The organism is Caballeronia sordidicola, from assembly GCF_000729995.1.
Classification (GTDB): domain Bacteria; phylum Pseudomonadota; class Gammaproteobacteria; order Burkholderiales; family Burkholderiaceae; genus Caballeronia; species Caballeronia sordidicola_A.
In genome coordinates this window covers 1-1,485 of record NZ_JNFG01000083.1, presented here as the reverse complement: position 1 = coordinate 1,485, position 1,485 = coordinate 1, and the positions used below count along the sequence as shown (strand labels likewise).

At 62.8% G+C, this 1,485-nt stretch carries 1 protein-coding gene; it reads left to right on the top strand.

Features of this window, described 5'->3' with window-relative positions; genetic code table 11:
* Positions 1–30 precede the first annotated feature (30 nt).
* Complete coding sequence (gene ltrA, locus FH08_RS0133755) at positions 31–1,398, top strand: group II intron reverse transcriptase/maturase (protein WP_031362593.1); 1,368 nt, start codon at positions 31–33, stop codon at positions 1,396–1,398.
* The last annotated feature ends 87 nt before the right edge of the window (positions 1,399–1,485 follow it).

The window sequence follows — 1,485 nt, the reverse complement described above, 5'->3', positions numbered from 1 at the left end:
AGGGCCGAACGAGAAGGAGTGTTCAGCGTCATGTCGATGTGGCAGGCATTGCGTCAGATGCCCGTGCAAACGGGGCAAGCGGGAGTAGCGCGCGGTGAAGCTGCGCGTGTACCTGTGAGTGACGAAGCTTGCTGCCCGCGACATGAATCCGGGAACATAGGGTCGGCGCTGCTGGAAGCGGTGCTGACGAGAGAGAACCTGAAGCGGGCGTTTAAGCGGGTACGGGCAAACAAAGGAGCTGCTGGTGTAGACGGTCTGGATATAGATCAGACCTCCCGACACCTGGTAACGGCGTGGCCCGAGATTCGCGAGCAACTGTTAAAGGGGACGTACCGGCCGAGTCCGGTACGGCGGGTAACGATCCCGAAACCGGACGGAGGTGAGCGCGAGCTTGGTATCCCGACGGTGACGGATCGGCTGATCCAGCAGGCACTGCTGCAGGTGTTGCAGCCGATTCTGGACCCTACCTTCAGCGAGCATAGCTACGGCTTTCGGCCCGGTCGGCGTGCGCACGACGCGGTGTTAGCCGCGCAGTCGCACGTGCAGTCTGGGCTGCGGGTTGTGGTGGACGTGGATCTGGAGAAGTTCTTTGACCGGGTCAATCACGACATCCTGATCGACCGCCTACAGAAACGTCTTGGTGACGCCGGAGCCATCCGGCTGATCCGGGCGTATTTGAACAGCGGCATCATGGATGGCGGAGTGGTCCAGCAGCGGCATCAGGGGACGCCACAGGGCGGGCCGCTATCGCCGTTGCTAGCCAACGTGCTGCTCGATGAGGTGGATCGGGAATTGGAACGGCGGGGTCATTGCTTCGTGCGCTACGCTGACGATGCGAACGTGTACGTTCGTAGCCGCCGCGCGGGTGAGCGGGTGATGGCGTTGCTGCGACGCCTGTATGGCCGGCTGCGCTTGAGGGTCAACGAGGCCAAAAGCGCGGTGGCGAGCGTGTTCGGTCGTAAGTTTCTGGGCTACAGCTTGTGGGTAGCTCCGGGCGGGGTGGTCAAGCGCAAGGTGGCGGCCAAACCGCTGCTGGCGTTCAAGCGCCGCATTCGTGAACTGACCCGTCGATCTGGCGGGCGCAGCATGAAGGAGGTGGTGGAACGGCTACGGACTTACGTGTTGGGCTGGAAGGCGTACTTCAGGATGGCGCAAACGCCACGTGTGTGGTTGGCACTGGAGGAATGGATGCGCCACCGGTTGCGGGCTATCCAGCTTAAACACTGGCGCCGCGGCCAGACTATCTACCGGGAACTGCGTGCGCTGGGTGCGTCCGCTGAGGCAGCACGCCACGTGGCAGCGAATAACCGCTGCTGGTGGCGCAACAGCGATCGCGCCATTAAACGCGTGCTCACTATCGCTTACTTCGACCGGCTGGGTGTACCTCGACTCTCATAACCTCAACTTCTCGAACCGCCCGGTGCGGACCCGCATGCCGGGTGGTGTGGCAGGGGAACGGCCTCTTGGCCGTCCCCTATGCCGATC